The organism is Dyadobacter jiangsuensis (assembly GCF_003014695.1).
GTDB lineage: Bacteria > Bacteroidota > Bacteroidia > Cytophagales > Spirosomataceae > Dyadobacter > Dyadobacter jiangsuensis.
In genome coordinates, this window is record NZ_PYAS01000017.1 from 72,276 (window position 1) to 91,540 (window position 19,265).

Annotated in this window: 11 protein-coding genes; 3 read left to right on the forward strand and 8 right to left on the reverse strand. The window is 52.3% G+C overall.

Going from position 1 to position 19,265, the window contains the following annotated elements:
• Positions 1–35 precede the first annotated feature (35 nt).
• The 8 genes from CLV60_RS28585 to CLV60_RS28620 all read right to left on the reverse strand — a co-directional run bounded on the left by CLV60_RS28585 (position 36) and on the right by CLV60_RS28620 (position 14,507).
• Positions 36–1,412 carry an enolase C-terminal domain-like protein gene (locus CLV60_RS28585; protein ID WP_106598825.1) on the reverse strand — a complete coding sequence of 459 codons (1,377 nt, stop codon included), beginning with the start codon at positions 1,410–1,412 and terminating at the stop codon, positions 36–38.
• A 173-nt stretch (positions 1,413–1,585) separates the two neighbouring features.
• Positions 1,586–3,829: an outer membrane protein assembly factor BamB family protein gene (locus CLV60_RS28590; protein WP_106598826.1), complete on the reverse strand. Its 2,244-nt coding sequence runs from the start codon at positions 3,827–3,829 to the stop codon at positions 1,586–1,588.
• A gap of 127 nt (positions 3,830–3,956) precedes the next feature.
• Positions 3,957–5,681, reverse strand: a complete 1,725-nt coding sequence (locus CLV60_RS28595; RefSeq protein WP_106598827.1) for a RagB/SusD family nutrient uptake outer membrane protein — start codon at positions 5,679–5,681, stop codon at positions 3,957–3,959.
• Between the two features lie 23 nt (positions 5,682–5,704).
• On the reverse strand, positions 5,705–9,283 hold the full coding sequence (locus CLV60_RS28600) for a TonB-dependent receptor (protein WP_229211172.1): 3,579 nt from the start codon (positions 9,281–9,283) through the stop codon (positions 5,705–5,707).
• A 177-nt stretch (positions 9,284–9,460) separates the two neighbouring features.
• Complete coding sequence (locus CLV60_RS28605) at positions 9,461–10,708, reverse strand: FecR family protein (RefSeq protein WP_106598828.1); 1,248 nt, start codon at positions 10,706–10,708, stop codon at positions 9,461–9,463.
• A gap of 98 nt (positions 10,709–10,806) precedes the next feature.
• A complete protein-coding gene (locus tag CLV60_RS28610) occupies positions 10,807–11,400 on the reverse strand; it encodes an RNA polymerase sigma factor (RefSeq protein WP_106598829.1) in 594 nt (197 codons plus the stop codon).
• 247 nt (positions 11,401–11,647) lie between these two features.
• A complete protein-coding gene (locus CLV60_RS28615; protein WP_106598830.1) occupies positions 11,648–13,474 on the reverse strand; it encodes an alkaline phosphatase in 1,827 nt (608 codons plus the stop codon).
• Between the two features lie 127 nt (positions 13,475–13,601).
• Positions 13,602–14,507, reverse strand: a complete 906-nt coding sequence (locus CLV60_RS28620; protein WP_106598831.1) for a DUF6528 family protein — start codon at positions 14,505–14,507, stop codon at positions 13,602–13,604.
• 169 nt (positions 14,508–14,676) lie between these two features.
• Here CLV60_RS28620 and CLV60_RS28625 point away from each other — a divergent pair, with 169 nt between their 5' ends.
• From CLV60_RS28625 to CLV60_RS28635, 3 genes are all read left to right on the forward strand, one after another.
• Entirely contained in the window at positions 14,677–15,663 is a 987-nt protein-coding gene (locus CLV60_RS28625) for an exonuclease/endonuclease/phosphatase family protein (protein ID WP_106598832.1), read from the forward strand.
• 321 nt (positions 15,664–15,984) lie between these two features.
• Positions 15,985–17,082, forward strand: coding sequence for a hypothetical protein (locus tag CLV60_RS28630; RefSeq protein WP_106598833.1), 1,098 nt, complete (start codon positions 15,985–15,987; stop codon positions 17,080–17,082).
• Positions 17,083–17,374: 292 nt separating this feature from the next.
• Entirely contained in the window at positions 17,375–19,252 is a 1,878-nt protein-coding gene (locus CLV60_RS28635) for a S8 family peptidase (RefSeq protein WP_170118889.1), read from the forward strand.
• Positions 19,253–19,265 lie beyond the last annotated feature (13 nt).

Consider the following 19,265-nt stretch of genomic DNA (forward strand, 5'->3'; position numbering starts at 1 on the left):
TTTCATTTGCTGTTACATGCCTGCGGCAACAACCATTACGGCCGGATGCTCGTACCGTCAAATTTACGAACCTGCCAGTTGGATTTACTCGTGATCGGATACTTGGCGGCTTCTTTTTCATCAATATCCACACCCAGCCCCGGCACTTCATTCACCGACATATAGCCGTCCTTCATCGTCGGGCAGCCTTTGAAAATCGCCTGCGTCTTTTCGTTAAAGCTCACCGCCTCCTGGATACCGAAGTTCCATACAGCGAGATCGACATGCGCATGCGCCGCGTGCCCTACCGGCGAAACGTCACCCGGCCCGTGCCAGGCCGTTTTGATATTGAACCATTCCCCAAGCCGTGCTACTTTCATGGCTGGCGTAATGCCGCCAATCTGCGACACATGGCAGCGAATGTAATCGAACCATTGATTGGCCATCGGGTCGCGGAACTCGTTCACATTGTTGAACAGCTCGCCCATGGCGATGGGCACCGTGGTACTTTGCCGCAACTGGCGAAACCAGCCCATGTTTTCGGGTGAGAACGGGTCTTCGATGAAGAATGGCCGGTATGCTTCCAATGCTTTGATCATATTGATCGCGTCCATCGGCTGCACGCGCTCGTGGATGTCGTGCAGAAGCTCGATATCGTCGCCGCAGCGCTTGCGCACCGTTTCAAAAAGCTTCGGTACCGATTTCAGATAGGCCCTTTCATTCATGTAATTGTCGGTAGCCCCGCCGAAACCGGCTGACTTGAAATCCGGCTTTTGCTCGGTAGCACCCACCGCGCCATAGCCGCCCTGCTGGATACGGATGTATTTGAAACCCCGGTCCATAATGCGCTGGACGTCGTCGGCAACCGCTTCGGGCGTATTACCGTTGGCATGAGTGTAACACGGTATCGCAAACCGCGCCTTGCCGCCCAGCAGCTGGTACACCGGCATACCGGCGCGCTTGCCCTTGATGTCCCATAGCGCCTCGTCAAGTCCGCTCAATGCATTGTTCAACACCGGGCCGTTACGCCAGTAGGAGCTCACGTAGGTCGAATGCCACATGTCCTCGATATTGTCGACATCCTTCCCGACGCAGAATTCATTGAGGTAAGTATCGATCGCCGTTACCACAGCGAATGCGCGCTGGGTGAAAGTCGCGCAGCCCAGCCCGTACAGGCCCGGCTCGGTGGTTTCCACTTTGACGACGATCAGGTTGGAGCCCTGGGGAGCTGTGACGATCGCTTTCACGCTTTTGATCTTTACCGGCGCCATGCCTTTCGCATACGCTGGTTGCGTGTAATGCGCTTGCGTATGCCGTGCCTCTGCGCGGGCGGTCGAGCCCAGCAGGCCGAGTAATCCGGCTGTCGATCCGGCTCCCAGCATTTTTAAAGCATCGCGACGGTTCTGTTGGGGCTCAGGGGTATTTTGGTTCATAAATATTTGGATTAGGAATGATTGATTTTACTGTTCAGGATTGGTTAATGGGGGCAGGAATAGTCAAGAGTGGTCAGGTGTGGTCAAGAGTGGTCAGGAATAGTCAGGAATAGCATTGTCAGCGGTCGGCGGTCAGCGGTCAGCGGTCCGCCGTCAGCCGTCAGCCCTCATTCTCACGGCAACGCAAATGCAACATACTTCCCACCGGGTTTGTGGCCGTTTTTTGCCCCGCCGGCTGCGATCACGACGTACTGCTTGCCATTCACCATGTAGGTGGCCGGGGTTGCGAAGCCGCCCGCTGGGAGCTGGTATTGCCAAACGGTCTTACCGGTTTTGCGGTCGAATGCACGGATCTTCTCGTCTTTAGTACCGGCGATGAATACCAGCCCTCCCGCCGTCACGATCGGCCCGCCGTAGTTTTCGGTGCCGGTAATGGGAACGCCCTTTTTCGTAAGCTCCGGAAACTCGCCTAGCGGTACGCGCCAGAGGTATTCCCCGGTGTTCAGGTCAATGGCGTTGAGCGTGCCCCAGGGCGGTTTAATGGCCGGGTAACCGTCCGGATCGAAAAAGCGCGTCCAGCCATTATTGATATAGGGCGGAATGTACGGAAATGGCGATTTCGCTTCCTCCGGCGCTTCGCTCGCGCTGTGATTTTCGGATGCCAATGTTTTTTGTTCCGGGTTGGCCAGGAATGCAACCAGTTCGTCCCGCTCTTTATCGGAAATATGCTGGAATGAAGGCATTCGGCCACGCCCGCTTTTGATAATGTTCGCTATTTCCTCCTTCGACATTCTGTTACCGACCTGCACCAGGCTCGGGTATTCCTGCCCGCTCCCCTGGCGGTCGGCGCGATGGCACGCGGCGCAGTTGCGCATGTACACGACCTGGCCGGGCGACAAAGCAGCTTGCCTCGCAGCATTACCCCCTCTTGCGTTATAATCCATCATCTTCAGGTCCCATACCATTTCGTTGGCATTTTGGTATAAAATACCTTGTGGATCGGCCGCATTACCGCCCCATTCGGCCCCGCCGCCAATACCCAGGTACAGGCTTCCTTCCTTGCTGGGCGGCATGTATTTATTGCCGGAGCGGGAGACGCTGAATTTTTCCTTGACGAACGCGTGTGCTTCGGGCGTACGATCGGTGATTTCACCTTCTGTAAAATTCTGCCGCGAAAACGGCGCGGGCTTGATTGGGAAAGGCTGGGTAGGCCAGGGATGTTCACCAGGAAGGTGGTAGTCCGTCAATGCCGGGCGCTCCTCCACCGGGAATAATGGCTTGCCGGTATCGCGGTCGAGCAGGAAAAGCAGGCCGTCTTTGGTCGCTTGCGCTACCGCGTCGATTTTGCGGATTTTGCCGTTCGGGCCTTTGTGATTGACAGTCAACAGATTGGGCTGGCACGAAATATCCCTATCCCAAAGGTCGTGATGGACAGTTTGATAGTACCAGTTCATTTTCCCGGTTTCTGCATTCAGCGAAATCACGCAATTGGCATACAAGTTCTTCCCTTCGCGATCCGCACCATAAAAATCGACCGACGGCGAGCCGGTACCGAAATACACCGCGCCACGCTTTTCGTCGAGCACCATACCCGCCCAGTTGTTAGCCCCGCCAATACGTTTCCAGGCGTCTTTGGGCCAGGTGTCATGGCCGGGCTCCCCCGGTTCCGGGACGGTATGGAAGGTCCATTTGAGCTTTCCCGTACGTATGTCGAACGCGCGGATGTGCCCGGGCGCGGCATCCCCGTACTCGGACACGCGCGAGCCAATCACGAGCAAGTCCTTGTAAATCACTCCCGGCGAAGTCGCGTCTACGGATAACTTGTCGTTTTCGCGGCCCGGTCGGCCAGTCACACCTTCGCTCAAATCAACTTTCCCGCCATCGCCGAAGCTCTCCACGAGCTTTCCAGTGGCGGCATCGACTGCGCAAAGGTGGTTCCCAGCTGTGTAAAGGATTCTCTTATCCCGCCCGTCTTCCCAAAACATCACACCCCTGCTCACATGGAAACGCGGTGTGCTTCCGGTGAACGGGTCGAAACGCCAAAGTTCCTCTCCGGTATCGGCTTTCAATGCAAAGAGGCTCAGGTGCGGCGTGGTGCCGTACAGAATGCCGTTCACAATGATCGGCTGGCATTGGATTTCCATCGGCCGGCGCGGGGCCGTCATACCAGGTGCTAACTTCGTCGCGTCGTATTCCCAGGCTACTTTCAGCTGGCTTACGTTACTCAGATTGATTTGCTTCAATGGCGAATAGCGGTTCCCTGCCTTGTTGCCGCCGTAAGCGAGCCAGTCGGCGTTGCGGTCGTCGGCACTGCGCCGAGTGGCTAATGCGGCGAAGGCTATAACTATTACCAAAATCGTCGCTAAACGCCGGTATCGCTTCCGCAAGCCGACTTTTTTCATTTGGTTCAAATGCATAAAATGGAATATTGTATTGGCAACAAATATTGCTGTGTGCAACAAGCATACGGCGCTCCGCGCCTTTACGGGCGAGGCGCAGAGCGCCGCAATACTTGTAGGTGCAAAGCACCGTATGATTTGCGGATCAATACCCCGGATTCTGCCGCATGTTCACGTTAGCGGTGATTTCGTTGATCGGGATCGGCTGGGCGTAGTCGGTAGGATCCCATTGAATGGCGCCTCCGCGAATGCGCTGGTAATAGGCCGCCTCCTTGTCGCCGATCTGCCAGCGCCGGACATCGAGCCACCAATGGCCTTCTGCGAAAAGCTCGGCCCAGCGTTCGTATTTCAGCGGGTCGTTTTTCAGGACGGCATCCGTCGCTTTCGTTTGGTCGGTAAGGCTCTTGTAGTCCAAAGCCGAAGGTGTATTAACCGGCAGGCCGTATGCCCTTCTTTTGACCTTATTAATGTATTCCAATGCGCCTGCATTGTCCCCCGAATGCGAGAGGGTTTCGGCATAAAGCAGGTACACATCGGCCAGCCTTAGCCACGGAAAATTGGCACCATTCGACATGTTGATCTCCGCTTCCGTCCCGCTTGGGTTCGTGAACTTACGGAAGCTCCAAGCCTCCATGTCCAGTTCAGTAATGTCGAGATAATGCGAAATAGGCCGTTTTTTACCATTCACGACCATCGAATCCACATAAGGCTGGTAGCATGCCACCCAAAGGCGCGGGTCGACGGTTTGCTTTTTCTTCGCTTCCAGCGAGCGGGTAATGTAGGCAGGATCCACGTTGGCGATATTCGCGCTAGTAGTGCCGGCTTTGAAATAATGGCCTTCATTGAACCCGAAACGGGCGATATTTTTGGCATGCGGGAACACATTCGACCACGCCGAAGCCGCCTGCCCGCCATTGTCGCTCACGTAGGTAGGCGCGATCACCATCCCGATACTCGAACCCATCGACTGGTCGTCGCCACCGCGGGCGGTCATGTCCACATTCAGGTTCAGTTCAAAAAGTGATTCGGAGGTAAACTCATTCTTGCCATTGAACATATCCTTGTACACATCGAACGTCACAAGCGATTTGCCGCTGTTGGTCACCACGTCGCTCAGATATGTTTTAGCATTAGCCCAGTCGGCCTGGTAGGCATATACTTTGCCCAAAAAGCCCTTTACAGCCCAGCCCGACACCTTGTGTTTATCGGTAGCGCCCGTCCAGTTCGTGCTTTTGAGCAAACCTTCCGCGGCTTTAAGATCGCCGATGACGAAATCCCAACCTTCCTTCACCGTTTTGCGCGGCACCTGCGTCGCTTCAAGGCCCGATGCTACTTCGGTAATGATAGGCACGCCCATTTTCGCGCCATCCGTAGCCGCATTGAAGCCCTCGCCCCAGAAGGAAACCAGGTGGAAATAGTACCAGGCACGCAGAAACAGCGCCTGTCCCTTGATCAAGTCAATGGCGGCGGCGTCGTTGGGAGCCTTCTGGCGATAGGTTTCGATTGATGCGAGCAATGTGTTGCTTCGCTGCACGCCGCGCCAGAGTTCGCGCCAGGTGTCATACAGAAAGCTGTCGTTGGGCTGCGAATTGTTCTGGCCCATCTGGATCCACGTCGGTGTACCCTGCCAGCTCAAATCGAGGGTGTGGTCCCAGAGCCAGAGGTTTTTGCCCAGCATCGTGTGCCCATAAAGGCCGGTGGCGTGCTGGGTAGCATATACGCCCGTCAGCAACTGTTCGAGGTCGGTTACCGAATTGGGGTATTGCGAAGGTGACAGTGCGCCGGGGTTTTCGACATTCACGAAATCGTCGCTGCACGAAAGCAGGCCCGTAAGCACGAAAAGCAGGAGAAATTGGTGTAATATTTTCATAGCCTTGCCAGCTGTTTAAGTCGTTAGAAATTCAGGTCGATACCCATGGAAACCAATCTCGTGCGCGGGTACGAATAAATTGTGTCGAGCCCGCGGGCGGTGGTACCGTTGCGGCCAAGCACTTCCGGGTCAAGTCCCGAGTAGCCGGTAAACGTGAACAGGTTCTGAGCCTGGAAATAAACCCGCAAGCCGCTCATTTTCCATTGCTTAACCAGCGCAGAAGGCAAAGTGTAGCCTACTTGCAGGTTACGCAGTTTCAGGAATGAGCCGTTTTCGACCACAAAAGAGGAAATACGCGTGTAGTTCGAGTTCGGGTCGCGCACGTAGTTGCCCGACGCGTCCTTCGTGCCCACGCGAGGCTGGTCGGTGAGGCCGTTTCCATTGAAAAACGAGGTCTTGAAAATGTCGTTGGTCGTATTGTAATCGCCGACGAAGAACTGGGTGTAATATTTGTTTCCATTGAAAACATCTACCCCCTGCACGCCCTGGAACATCGCCTGCAAGTCAATGCCTTTCCAGCCGAGATTCAGCGAGAAACCGTAAGTGATCTTCGGCCACGGGTTACCGATGTAGGTTTTATCATCGATGGTAATGCGGCCGTCGCCGTTCGTATCACGGAATTTCAAATCGCCCGCGCCGGTCCCTGCATTCTGGAAGAACACGCCGGTGGTGGGCTTCCCTGCCGCAGCCGCCGCTTCCTGTGCGCTCTGGTTCAATGCGGCTACTTCCGAATCCGTCTGGAACAGGCCCTCCACAATGTAGCCGTAAAACTGGCTCAGCGGCTTGCCTGCCTGCGTACGCGTGACGGTGCTTTCGAGGTAATCGCCTGCCGCGCCGTCGTTGATCGGGTTGTTGTTGGTACCGCTCAGCTGTTTCACCAGGTTTTTGTTGAATGCCGCATTGGCACTCACAGAGTAGGTAAAATCTTTCACCTTACCCCGGTAATCCACGGCCAGTTCAAGTCCTTTGTTGCTCATCTGACCGATGTTGGTATACACACTCGAACCGTAGAAACCTGCCGAAACCGGCACCGGCACCTGGTAAATCATATCCTGCGTCTGGCGGCTGTACCAGTCGGCGGTGATATTCAACGCATTCTTGAACAGGCCCAGGTCGATACCGATGTCGGTTTGGTTCACCTGCTCCCATTTGATATTCTGGTTGGGCAGCTGGGCTGTCAAAGCATAGCCTTTCGAGCGGTCGCCGTTGGGCAAACCGAGGATATTGGTGCCGCCACTGCCACCGAACGACGCCTGATAGGTGTATTGCTGAATGCTGCTGGTACTGCCCAGTTTACCATAGCTCCCGCGGATTTTCAGGTTCGAAACCTGTGCAAAATTGTCCCGTACGAAGGCCTCCTCGCTCACTTTCCAGCCCACGGAGAAGGATGGGAACACGCCCCATTTATTGGCCGGACCGAAGCGGTCGGAACCATCGCGGCGTACGTTGGCAGTAAAGAGGTATTTGTCGGCAAATGTATAGTTGATCCGTCCGAACTGCGAAAGCAGCCGCGTTTGCGGGAACTCGCCGCCGCTGGTTTTATAGGTACTCGGGTTGGTGGTCATGCCCAGGTTATAGGTGATCACCTGAAAACCCTGTGCTTCACCGTGCAGGTTGCTCAGGTTCGACTGATACGCTTCATAACCTGCCATGGCCTTGATCTCGTGCCGCCCGAAGGTTTTGGCATAAGTGAGCACGAAGTTGCCCGTAAAATTCCGGGTATTGCTCTGGTCGCGGCTCAGGAATGCATTCACATTTTTAAGCGTTCCAAAATCGTAAGCTTCCGTGAATTTGTAGTTGTTCAACGCGTAAATCGACGCGCCGAATGTGGAGCGGAAGTTCAGGCCTTTGATTATTTCCCAATCGAGGTAAACATTTCCTTCCAATGCATACTGGTTGTTCTTCGCGTGGTTAATCAGCTCGTTGGCCACCAGGTTGGGCCCGGTGAAGAAAGTACCGGTCTTGGCCCAGCCGCCCACTGGATTGGTCGGGTCGTAAACGGGAATCACCGGCGCCGAGCGGAAGGGGAATGTGCTGGTTTGCACGGGGTTGTTGCGGGTACTCCATCCGTAGAGCGTCTCTCCCACTTTCAACTGGTTGTTGATCTTGAAATCCGCATTCGAACGGATACCGTATCGCTCAAACCAGTTGTCGATGATGGTGCCGCCTTCGCGCTGGTAGTTGGCCGAGAGGTAATAATTGGTCTTGGGTGTCGCTCCCGAAAGCGACAGCGAATAGCTCTGGTCGCTGCCATTCTGGTAAATCTGATCGATCCAGTTGTTGTCGGGCAGCGTGTTCGGGTCTCCCCAGCCGCTGGTATTCACGCCGGAAGCGGCCTTGGCTTTGATATAATCCGGGGTATTCAGCATCGAATACAGGTTCACCGGCTTCCGCACGCCATAATAGGCATTGAAATTGATATTCATCTTATCCGAACCCGCCACGCCGCGCTTCGTCGTGACCAATACCACACCGCCGGCTGCCTGGGCGCCGTAAATCGCAGCCGCACTCGCATCTTTCAGAATCTCGATGGATTCCACATCCTGCAAGTTGAAGTTATTCCCGGCCGACATCCGGATACCGTCCACAATGTACAGCGGCGCCATGCCGCCGATAGACCCCACCCCGCGGATCACGATGTCGGAGCTGCCGCCTGGCGAACCATCCGGGCGCGTCACCTGCACCCCCGCCGCGCGGCCCTGCAATGCCTCATTCACACTCCGTACGGGCAGGTTTTTGATCTCCTCCGATTTCACCGATGATACCGAGCCGGTCAGATCCGAACGTTTCTGCGTACCATATCCGACTACGACCACCTCTTCCAATGCCTTATTGTCGATTTTCAGGGTCACGTCGATCTGGCTCCTACGGCCTACAATCACTTCCTGCGACATAAATCCGACAAAAGAGAACGTCAGCACCGCGTCGGCGTCTGTAATATCGATATTAAACACGCCCTGCTCGTTGGTGGAAGTACCGCGCTGAGTACCTTTCTGGATCACATTCACACCCGCAAGCGGCTCGCCCTTTTCATCGGATACCTTACCCGTGACGCTGATATCGAAGATCGTCTGCAGATTGACCTTCTTACGCATCAGTTCGGTCATTTTTTCCTTCAAAACAGGATCAGACGTGAAAGAGAACGGCTCTTTCAGGCTCGCCTGCTCCTTCGGCTTCCGGGCCGGCTCGCGTTTTTTCTTGACGATAATGGTCTTGTCAATAATATTGTAGGTCAGTGGCTGCCCGGCAAAGCAAGCATCCAGCACCTCCTTCAAAGGCGCGTTCGTCACATTGATATTGACCTTTTCGGCCTGATCCAGCATTTCGAGGTCGCAAATGAACAGGAAGCCCGTTTGTTTCCTGACGGTCCTGAGCACTTCCAGTAAAGTTGCGTCCTTCTTTTTGATCGATACCTGCTGGGCGAATGTGTCTTCGGCCAGCACCTGCAGTGTACCAATCAGGAATATCAACACGGTTAATTTCATCGTCAGGAGGACTTTGCCAAAGTCGGTTCGGTGTTTTACGGCATATAGCTCCCATCGAGAACGGATAAGTATATACGCTCCCCACAGGGCAGTTTTGCCCTTGTATACAAATTTCATAGTTTTGTATGCCTGGTTAAAGTGAATGTATCGTTGTCCAATGATAGCAGGACTGATCAGGTCGGGCCGGGTGCGGTCGCAACGCATCCGGTCTTTTTTCCTCATCATCCTTTCCGGTAAGCAGCTCAGGAGGAGTTCAGGAGGCTCATGTCAGGGGAAGTTTTAAGTTGAAGGTATTCAATCTGTATTTTTCACGGTAATTTTCCTGTCGTCGATCCGGAACTGGATGCCGCCCGTCATTTCGAGCATTTTCAGCACTTCCGATACGTTGTTTTTGCGGGAGATTGTCCCGGCAAATGACTTTCGCTCCACATTCCCCTCATATTTCACATCCACATCATACCAGCGCGAAATCTGCCGCATGATCTCACGGATATTGCCGTTGAACTCGAACCGCCCCTCCTTCCACGCCACAACACTCTCGGTATCAACCGTTTTAACGGCAATATCATGCACCGGTTCGCCCGATATTACTCGCGCCTGCTGGCCCGGAGTAAGCACTTTGATCACTTCATCCTTTTTCACACGCACGGAACCTTCGAGCAGGGTCGTTTGCATCGTAGGCTCGTCGCCATAGGAGCTGATATTGAAATGCGTACCCAATACGGTGATTTCCATATCCTTACCATTCCGGTTCTTATCCGCTACGCGCACCAGGAACGGCCTGGTTTTGTCGGGTTCTATTTCAAAATACACTTCGCCTGTCATTTCCACATCCCGTCTGCTGCCCTTAAAAGCGGTAGGATATTTTAAGCTCGATCCGGCATTGAGCCAGGCACGGGAGCCATCCGGCAGCACGATCTTATACTGCCCTCCGAGCGGCGTTTTAAGCACATTGTAGGCCACAGCGCCATCATTGGCGCTATTTTTACCATATATCACCTCCCCTTTCGATTTATCGATCGTCGTACCCGGTTGCACCAGCAGGTTTCGCTCGGTGATGGTGTTCAAATCGTAGGTCCGGCCGTCGGCGAGGGTGAGGCTTGCCCTATTACCTCCCGCAGGGGCGTCATCCCCGTATACGCTATGCATAACCGCCACCTGAGGCACAGCCTTCCGCCTGTTGACCCAACGGTAGCCGCCATACACCAGAAAAAGCACAACCGAAGCCGCCGCGAGCCTGAACAGCCACATCGGACGGGCAGCGCGGGGCTCTTGCTGGTTGGCGGCGGGCGCTTGCCCTGTGTCCGCATCTCCGCCTTGCAAGCCCGTCGCCGAAAATATCGAACTCAGGATGTCCTCGGCCGTTTCGTCGGACAACGTATGCTTCGTACCGTCGCTGCGGATAAACTGGTCAATCAGCCCGTTGATCTGCGCACGGTTATCGTCGGAAAGCAGCATGGCCATCAGTTCCTCCCGCTCCTCGTCGGTTATTTTTTTCTCACAATACCGGAAAAACAAGTCGTCCAGTCGTCGGTTTTGCATAGGTAGTCAGGATTACGGACGGCTTTTGCCGACCTTCACCCGTAAAGACTCCCGCCGGACAGTTTCGGGGGACAATGCGATAAAAAAAAGTTTAAAAATTATTTTACCAAGAAAAACAGCAGCCAGGAAATCGAGATTTCGAGCTTCAATTTGCTGTACGCTCGGATGTGGCGCAATGCGCGGGCGAGATGCGTTTTGACGGTTTCGGAAGAAATACGGAGCTTTTTCGCGATTTCGTCACGCTTCAATTCCTGCTCCTTGCTCATCAGGTAAACCTGTTTTTGCTGCGCAGGCAATAGCTCTACCGCCTGATGGACGATTTCCGCGATTTCGAGATCGAGCAGACGGTTGTAAGTCGTATTTTCCCCCGCGGGCAGTTCGAGTTGAAGGTCGTCGACGAGCTGTTGCTGCCGGGCCATTCGTTTGAGGGCGGAAAAAACGTGGTTGCGGGTCATGATGAAGAGGTAATCCTCGAAGCCGGCGATTTCCCGCAATGCTTCCCTTTTTACCCACAATTTCAGGAATACATCCTGAACAACCTCCTCGGCCAGAAAACTGGAATGGGTGAGCCGGAATGCGGCGGAATAGACCTTATCACGGTACCAATGAAACAGCGTGGCAAATGCCTTTTCGCTACCGGCTGCAATATCAGTCAGCAACTCCGTTTCATTATGTAACGCGTCTATCTTCAATGGAATACATGGCAGATTTGCACAAATGTAAACATCAAAACGGATCAAATAGGAAAATATGGTTATTAAATGTTTTTAAAAAGGGAAGGGGGGGGGGGGGGAATGGAGGAAGGGGAGGAAGGAGGAAGGAGGAGCGACTCGGTTTTGTCAAGTATAGTCAGGCATTGTCAGATGTAGTGCTAGTGCGATCCCTTCCTCCATCCTCCCTTTCCTCCCCTTCCTCCTTCCTCCTTCCTCCCCTTCCTCCCTACTTCAAAACCTCCCTCATCTTCCGATAAATCTCCGTATTCTCGTACACTCCTCGGAAATCCAGCGAATGCGGGCCGTAGGCGAATACGGGTACCATAATGCCCGTGTGGTCGGTGGTGCTGAACTGGCCGTCGACGTAGCCGGTTTTGAGGTTACCGTCCAGAAGTGTGAGGCCGCCGGTTTCGTGGTCGGCGGTGACGATCACGAGCGTTTCGCCATTGGAGTCGGCGAAGCGGAGCGCCTCTCCTACCAGTTTATCAAAATCCAGCATTTCGGTAACCACGTAAGGCACAATGTTTGCGTGGCCGCCGTAATCCACCTGCGCTCCTTCGGCCATCATGAAGAAGCCTTTCGGGTTCGATTGCAGCGATTGCAGCGCTTTTTGAAATGAATCTTTGAGGAAATCCCCCCGGCCTTTCTGCACCGATACCACATGCTTGTCGTCGAGCAGCACGAAAGGCGTTTTCATACCGGCCAGGTCATTCCAGTTGTCGGACACCTGAAAACCGCGTGCTTTGAGCGAATCGGCGGTTTTTGTTTTGGCAAAATGGCTGTAACCGCCGCCGATGAGCACATCCACAGGTTCTTTGAGGTAATCCGTTGCGATCTCCTCCATCTGGCTCCGCTCCGGGCGGTGCGCGTAAAAGCAGGCGGGAGTGGCGTCGGTAATATCGCCCGCGGAGATCAACGCGGCTTTCCGGCCCGTAGCTTTCACCTGACGAATAATAGAATTCACCGGTACCAGGTTAGAATCGACTCCGATAGCGCGGTTGCGGGTTTTATGGCCTGTTGCAAATGCCGTTGCACCTGCGGCGGAATCGGTGATATAGTTATCGTAAGAAGCCGTTTTGGAAAAACCGATATTCAGGAACCGGCCGAGATTGAGGTCCCCGCGGTTGGCGGTAAGGCCCGAATAAATCTGCGCCAGGCCCATCCCGTCGCCAATGAGCAGGATGATATTCTTCACCTTGCCAAGCGCGTCGTTGTTTTTATAGGTAGGTTGATAGGGCTTGTAAAACTCCGTGGATTGGTACTCGGCATTCTTGCGGCCGCTCAGGAATGTACCCAGCTCGGCCACGTGGTCGGTATTGATATAATCCGCGCCGAGGTTCATCAGCACTTTCCAGGCGTTGATGTTATCGGGACTGGCCCAGAAACGGAACGGCTTGCCTAGAGTATGTGCGTTTGCAATCGCTTCCACAAGTGCCTTGCGGTCTTTTTCAACCGGAATACCCTTTCCGTTCCATTGCGAATATTTGTGAAAATCCTGACTGATCATCCCAACCCTGGCGGCCTGCGCGGCGGTATAGTTTACACCCGGACGGCCATCGAAGAAAATGTAGGCTGGATATTGCCCAAACTGGTCCGGCCCGGGCGTATTGCCGCTCACGACCACCTTCACGGAACCCTTCGGAGCCAATAATGCCTCATGCGGCGCCAATGCCTTCACCAATGCCTGCAAGGTAGGTTGCGAGGAGGTTTTAAGGTCGACAAGCAAGGTCATTACCCGGCTTTTATCCTTATAGATGCTTCCCTCGTTTTGGCTGACTTTCTTGATAATCTGCTGTAAATACAGCTTGTCGAATGTGCGGTCGGCGCTGATGTCCTTGGAATCATGCGCGACAAAAAGCGTATCGTTGCGGAAATGCACATCGGCCTCTACCGAGCCGAACTGATGTTGGTAGGCCAGTGAAAACGGCGCAGCCTGCATGTAATCGTTGTGCGAATGCGCGCGCGACAGCGGGTTATCGTTGCTGTTCTGGGCGGAAACAGCCCAGGGCAAAAGGGCAAAAAGAGGAATTGAGAGTCGGGAAAATGCTTTCATGAATGGTATTCCGGCGGTTTGAATATCTGGTTGGTGCCGGCATTTACCCGCAAATATCCGCTGAAATGGCATTCACCAAGCCGGGAATGCCATTTTCATAACAATTATTTAAAAACAGGCGGTCGCGTCACAGCCCGTTGCCAAACCATCGCGCCTTATACACGTGCATGTCCGGGAACGCGAACTTGCGCGCGGGCTCGTGGAATTTGACATGATATGTCCACCAGCTTTCCTCGGGAATGGTATAAATGTATTGCCCGGAGGCGTCGCGGCCCAGACTTTTAACATTCTCCGCATCCGGAAACCCCGGGATTTTGGCAAACTGCTGCGTAGCAAGGCTGAACAGCCAGGTTCCATGGTGCTCGGTCACAAACAAATCGCCCGAGGCGCCAGCCGGCTGCAATTCGTGGCCGCCAATGCCGGGTATCGTCCATTTCGCCACCATTTTGAGGCCATTCCCGGAAACAATTTTGTACTCTCGCAGCACATCGTAGCCCAATGCGAAAAGGCTTTGCCGCTTTGCATTCCACACCACACCGTGCGCGGAGTAAAGGCTGTCGGTATACAGCGGTTTGTCAGGCTGTTTCAGAGAAAAAAGCATGAGTTTGTTCCCTGCCGGCTGTACGGATGCCGCCGCGGCAATAAGGTCGCCCGGCAGCAGCTCGATGGAATGCGCATTGGGAACGCTGGCATGGAAAAGCACCTTCTTATCTTTCATATTCAACAATGCGATCGCTCCACTGGACGACGATACGAGCAGCTGCCTGCCGCCTCGGACGGCTTTGCAATCGTCCATCGTGTTGAACAGTTTCGTTCGGAAATGTTCCGGCAAATCCATCGCCTGATGCGCATCCCAGGACCATATGATTTCGGGAATGCTGTCTCTCGACTTGGTATAATCCACGAGCAAAACCTTGCTATCGCCGCAAACGAGGAAAGACTTTTTGGGAATGGACTGAGAAAACGCGGGACTTGCTAAGACGAGCAAAAGGCACGCAGCTGCGAAAACGATTCTGTTCAAAAAACGGGTCATGGAATAGGTTATCACTGTTAAAAAATAAAACTGGCGCGAAGTTAGTGTTGCAACCATGCGATTCCAGTATAAAAAGCCCTATTCTACTGAAAAATAATGGTTTCTTAACAATTTGGAATTACCCTGACCATACGCCACCCGTAGTTTTGGGCATACCAACCGGCACATTATGGCGTCGCATTTACCGCTTCACAAACACAGGTTCCTGAAATCCGTTTCCTGGCTTTTTATCCTCTTCTTCCTCATTGAAGCCACACCCGCCGTCCGCGAAATGACCGAACACTCCGGCGTCCGTCCGACCCGATGGGCTTCGGATTCGGCTAATGCCGGTAGTTTCTCCGTCATTACCTACAACATCGCGGGTCTTCCCCAACTCATTTGTAGCGCCGCCACGCCCCGAAAAGAGAGCATTTCAGCCATAGGCCGCCTGCTCAACCGCTTCGACATCGCGCACGTGCAGGAGGATTTCAATTACAACCAATACCTATACCACACCGGCAACACGCACCCCTTCCGCACGCCTACCAAAGGGGCTGTGATGACGGGCGACGGACTCAATACCCTCTCCAAATTCCCGGTCAAGCAGCTCCGCCGCATCGCATGGACGGACTGCACCGGCGCGGATTGCTTCACGCCCAAAGGTTTCACCTATACACGCATCGAAATCGCCCCTAACCGCTTTATCGACTTCTACAACGTACACGCGAACGCGTACAACCACCCCCGTGCCACGCTCGCACGCCGCCACAACATGGAACAGCTATCGGCCTATATTCGCCAACATTCCCTCGGCAATGCCGTAATCGTGATGGGTGATTTGAATGGAAGGTATAGTTTCGGGCAGGATAATGTGGATTGGTTGTTGAAGGAGAATGAGCTTGTTGATACCTGGATTCGGTTGCATTGCAACGGTATCATTCCGAAAGCAAAGGAAGACTTACCTCCCAATGATATTCTTTCCATTAGCGATTCCACCGAAACAATCGACAAAATACTATTTCGCAGCAGCGAATCTATTCACTTGGAGCCTTTCGGCTATGTTTTGGAAAAGCAATCGTTTTACAATAGTAGTGGCCTGCCGCTTTCAGATCACCATCCGGTTTCGGCGCTATTTAAATGGAAATCTGCTCAGCCAATGATTACTTTCACTCCATAATTTAAAATCAATATCTACAAAAAGTATCCTCTGAACAACCCCCTACAAATAGATACTACACGTTTTATCTACTTATTTCCATCAAAAAAATAATAGAAATGTATTTACATTATTTTTCAAAAATCCATTTGTAGATATTCAAAAATCCGCTCTATATTGCTGCGCCTTTAAGCATCTCAGATTTTACTGCACATTTTCATTTCTGTCAAACTCAGCCGGAGAGCGTATGCTTCTTCCGACAGGTTTGTAATTCCATTCAAACATTGAGGTGCTCCCCGAAAAACCTGTAACAGAGTAGGGAAAATTCACAATTCATGTACAATGAAAAAATCAGTACAATCGTCGCTGATGGCGGCAGCCCTTTTGCTATCTTTTACCTCCATTTCAGTCAATGCACAAACAGTTTCCCCAGACACGTCGCGCAATGCACGCACGCAAAGTTTCTCAGGGACGGTAACTTATGATGGTTCGGGTGCGGGAACAGGAGGGAGTGAAGGGACCTACGTAGGCTACAATGCGGGAGCCGTAAACACCGAAGCAAAGAACTCGTTTTTTGGCGCATACAGCGGGCCTGTCAACACAACGGGAAAGCTAAACACATTTGCGGGCGCATATAGCGGTTTCAGTAACACTACCGGATCCTCCAATACATTTGTAGGATACCATGCAGGCTATACCACTACTACCGGGGGATTTAATACTTTTATCGGTAACCTGTCCGGAAAGTTCAATTCAACCGGTTTCTGGAATGTATTTATGGGATTGCAGGCAGGATATAATAATACAACGGGTAATTCAAACCTATTCCTGGGCAATAATGCTGGTTTCAGCAATACAACGGGTGAATCTAATGTTGCGCTCGGAATCAATGCGGGATCAGGAAACGTGACCGGCAGCAACAACATATTTATCGGTACAGCTGCCGGATCTGCTGAAACAGGCAGTAATAAACTTTATATATCCAATTCCAACACGCCTAATCCACTTATTAAGGGTGACTTTGCAAATAGCACGCTTGTATTTAACGGCAAGGTAGGCGTGAGTACTTCGACATTCCCTACGACTGTTGGAACTGCGGATGTAAGTGCCTACAAATTATTTGTGAAAGGTGGGATACTAACAGATGAAGTCCGCGTGAGAACCGGCTGGGCAGACTATGTTTTTCAACATGGATACAAATTGAAAGGGATTTTGGAGGTTGAAAAGTACATTCAAGAAAATGGACACCTACCAAATGTACCATCGGCTAAAACGGTGGAAGAGGAAGGGTTAAGCCTGGGCGAAATTGCGAAGATACAGCAGGAAAAAATTGAAGAGCTAACCTTGTATCTGATTGAACAAAATAAAAAGCTACAAGACCTTCAACAACAATTCGATGAGTTCAAGAGAGCAACGGAGCGTCCGGTTGAAAAAAAATAAAGTCGAACTTCTCTTAAACTTTAATAGTTGAATTATGAGATCAATCAAATTTAAGATAGCTCTCCTATTTCTTTTTGCGTCATTAGCAGCATTTGGCCAAACCGAGGAAGAAATAAAGGAAATACAGAAATCAACGAACGTTGATGTACTTCGAAAGATGGGAGAAGAGTTCAGGATTAAGTATGAGCTTAAAAGGAAAAAGTTATTGCAACTTGCTAAAATTCATGGTTGGCCAGTTTCCATCGATCTTCCCGATGGAAGAAAGAAAGAGCTAATCGACGTAACTTCTGATATGAAACCCTTGTATCAGGAGCCCCTCAACGCGGGATCATCCAAAATGATGGGAGCAGACAAGCTTTATACTGGCGGTTCACTAGGCCTGAATGTGAACGGGGAAAGTATGACCGCTGCTATTTTTGAGAATGATATTCGTGCTACGCACGAAGCTTTCGAGGGTAGAGTACTCTATATGGACACGATTCCAAGAATCGTCGACTCTCATACAACGCATACAGCAGGTACCATTGCAGCTTCCGGTCAATTCCAGTCCGGGAAAGCCCGAGGAATTGCTCCAAAATCGAATGTGCATATCTATGCGTCAAATTACACAGGTGTGATGAACCGCATAGCAGCCGTTGCGAGTAATGGCCTGCTCGCTTCTAATCACTCATACTATGAATCAGGCGACTATAATGATGTAGCACACGACATCGATGCGGTTATGTATAATGCCCCCTACTACCTATCGGTTTGGTCCGGTGGAAATCGAACCTATTATGATGTGAATGCGCAGTGGAAGAACGGGATTTCTGTCGCAGCAGTGGAGCAAGTCAATACCTATACCGGGCCGAGTTCAGTTGTCGGAATGTATATCCCAGGTGGAACGTGGGCAACAACACCAGGCCCCTCAGATGACGGTCGCATCAAGCCTGATATTTCCGCTAAGGGAGTCAATGTGTATTCTACATCGGCATATGTATCCGGGACAGGATCGACAGTTCCCAGCAGCAATTCTTACGCCGCTGGTGATGGAACATCTTTCGCATCACCAGCGATCGTGGGGTCTATACTTCTGCTCCAACAGCATTTCACCAACATCAATTCACGATTTATGCGTGGAGCCACAATGAAAGCGTTGATTGCCAATTCGGCAAAGGAGGCCGGACCTAATCCCGGGCCCGACGTTACTTTTGGCTGGGGTTTAATGGACGTGGAAAAAGCAGCAAACACCATTACCAACAACGGTGGTAAGTCCCTGATATCCGAGGATAAAATCCTTAGCGGCTATTCCTATTCGCGGGAAATTGTTGCTGACGGCTCTGAACCACTTGTTGCCACAATCTCGTGGACCGACCCAGCAGGTCCGATTAGAGCAAATAACGACCCCGCACCGGTTCTCGTAAATGACCTTGACCTTCGGCTTTCCGCGAACAGTACCACCTATTTCCCATGGAAACTCGACTGGTCGAACGGGAAAACCAGCGCCAGGGCAAACCCAGCATTGCAAGGCGATAACAACCGCGACAATATTGAAAAGGTTGAAATCCCAAACCCCATTGCCGGGCAGGTCTACACGCTTACCGTCAATCATAAAGGGTCAATCGGCCCAGGACAGAACTTTTCGATCGTCGTCACCGGGCTGAAAGAATGTGTGGCGACACGGAACATTGTTTCTCCTGTCAACAGTTTCGCATCTGTGACGGAGCAGGCGTCATCGGCCATTACACTCTCTAATACATTGGATTCCAATGCTCATGCAATATACCATGCAGGTGAAGAAGTGGTGATGACAACAGGCTTCACTGCAACGAGGGATTCGCAATTCCGCGGCTACGTGGCGGGTTGTACCAACGACTATGCTGCCAGACTACGCCCTGTTGAGCGGGCGGTTGTTACCTATCCGATGCCGGTTAGCGACGAAAATACAAGCGAACTCCCCGAAAATGCCGTGTACCCCAACCCGGGCACCGGCCTCTTCCGCGTGAAACTCAACGGTATTCCTTCGGGTAAGGTGGAAGTGGTGGCCACCGACGGCAAGGCGATATTCAACAAATCGTTCAAGAAGCAGCCCGAAATGGAAGTGGACATTAAAAACTCAACACCAGGAATCTACATTCTCCGCGTGGTGTCCGACCAAAACGTACTGACCAAAAAAATCGTCAAAAAATAGATTATTGTTGTGG